Origin of the sequence: Mycoplasma sp. HU2014 (assembly GCF_001199495.1) — a bacterium.
Taxonomy (GTDB): domain Bacteria; phylum Bacillota_I; class Bacilli_A; order Mycoplasmatales; family Mycoplasmataceae; genus Mycoplasma.
In genome coordinates, this window is sequence record NZ_LFYS01000069.1 from 1 (window position 1) to 1989 (window position 1989).

Annotated in this window: 3 protein-coding genes; 1 reads left to right on the forward strand and 2 read right to left on the reverse strand. The window is 26.1% G+C overall.

What is annotated here, in order from left to right:
• Nucleotides 1-311: 311 nt before the first annotated feature.
• Together AB668_RS04365 and AB668_RS05575 are read right to left on the reverse strand one after the other, a co-directional pair.
• Nucleotides 312-533, reverse strand: coding sequence for a hypothetical protein (locus AB668_RS04365; RefSeq protein ID WP_050517784.1), 222 nt, complete (start codon nucleotides 531-533; stop codon nucleotides 312-314).
• A gap of 130 nt (nucleotides 534-663) precedes the next feature.
• Nucleotides 664-804 carry a winged helix-turn-helix transcriptional regulator gene (locus tag AB668_RS05575; protein WP_152908068.1) on the reverse strand — a complete coding sequence of 47 codons (141 nt, stop codon included), beginning with the start codon at nucleotides 802-804 and terminating at the stop codon, nucleotides 664-666.
• Nucleotides 805-959: 155 nt separating this feature from the next.
• On the opposite strand from AB668_RS05575, the gene AB668_RS04370 reads away from it, so the two are divergent.
• Nucleotides 960-1523, forward strand: a complete 564-nt coding sequence (locus AB668_RS04370) for an inorganic diphosphatase (protein WP_050517785.1) — start codon at nucleotides 960-962, stop codon at nucleotides 1521-1523.
• Nucleotides 1524-1989 lie beyond the last annotated feature (466 nt).

Genomic DNA, 1989 nt, shown 5'->3' on the forward strand with positions numbered 1-1989 from the left:
TTTCGTCTTTCTTAAAGTTAGCTCTATTATCAGTAATTATTCTCATAGGATAACCGTATTTTTGAAAAACGTTTTCAAATATTCTTTGATATGAATTCAGAGATTCTTCTTGACTCTCAAAATAAATGTCTAATACTTTATTAGTTCCAACATCAACAACAGCAACACATGTTGCAATTGTGTCGTTTTGAAAGTAGTAGTGAGTACATCCGTCAACTTCTAAAACTTGTCCAAATTTATAGTTATTAGCCGTTGCTAATCTATGTTTTTCTACTACTTTTGGTGTGTAAAATACTAAGTCTTTGCTGTACTTAATAATTTTGCTTTCTTCATTTTGTTTTCTTATTTTTTTTTACTTCTTTTCTAGTTTTTCTCTTACAGTATGCACTAGCAAAACCTTGTTTTATTAATCTTTTATCTAAATTAGAATATGAAATCTTATAACCAAATTTTTCTTTTAAACAACTATGATAATTTTTCAACGTCAAAAATGAACAACTACCATTATTGTTCTCTCCCCCTGTTATTTTCATTTCTCCTTGATAAACTTCACCTAAGTTGTATATTGTTTCATCACTATATTTTTGCGCATTCTTGTTATTTACATTTTTATGAGAAAGTATTATCTCCTTTCCGGTATTTATAAAATCAAGTTATTCTTTCTTATATCTTTTTTATAGTAGAAACAGATTTATTAAATTGCTTTGCTATTGATAAACACGATCTTTTAGGATCTTTTGCAAAGATATCTAATATACGTTTTTTAATTTCTGCATATGACTTATTGTCTAAAATAGTAAACATTCTAACCTCCTTTACCAATTATATGTTTTGGATCCAAAACATATAATTGGTAAGGTATCATTTTGTTTGATATTCCAGACAAATTTAAAATAGATAATGTTTAAAATATAATTTAATATAAAATTATAAATAGAAGATCATAAGGAGAATATTATATGTCAAAAAATAACGTTATTGATATAGTTGTTGAAATTCCTAAAGGTTCATCAAATAAATATGAAGTTGATGAAAAAACTGGAAGAATTAAATTAGACAGAGTATTATATGGAGCTAACTTCTATCCGGGTGAATATGGAATGATTGAAAACACTTTAGATTGAGACGGAGATCCATTAGATGTTATTAGCTTATGTACTTATCCAACATTACCAGGTGTTGAAGTAAGTGTCAGAATTTTAGGATCAATTAAAATGATTGATGCTGGAGAAATTGATACTAAATTATTTGGTGTATTTAATGATGATCCAAGATTTAAAGAATATCAAACTTTGAATGATGTTCCTAAACATTATCGTGATGAGATTGAAAACTTCTTCTTACAATACAAAGCTTTACAAAACAAAACTGTAAAAATCAACGGATGAGGAAGTTTAGAAGAAGCTTTAGAAGAAGTAAAAGAATGTCAAGAAAGATATGAAGAATACAAAGATCGTTTAGCTAAAGGACAAAAAGATGAAATTTTAGCTGAATGAAAAGAAAAAGGTTTAGGACAAGCTTAATAGAAAAAATGAGTTTAGTATTAACTGAACTCATTTTTAATTAGTAATGCTAAAAAATGATAGACAAATTATTTATAACCCGAGTTTTACACTTGTTATGCCAACAAATAAATAAAAAAGATGAAAAGTTCAGATTTTAAGGGGTTTTTCATCTTTTATCTTACTTCTATTTACTTTTTCCGATGTTATTCTAAAATATTTATAGAATACATTACGATAAAGGAGATAAGATAAATTTTAAAGATTCAACTGTTAAGACAATTTTTAGAGTCGTTAGAGGGTATTAAGACAAAAATTGACAAGTTAAACAGGAAATTGTTAAAAGTTTTAGCTATCTAGAAGACTAATGAGATCAAAATGAAAGAACAAACACAATAAAATCACTAATGATAGATCTTGAATTTGATAAAATTTTGAACTCTATAAGATTTAAATAACAATTGAAAAGTTGTTGCACTTTTTAATT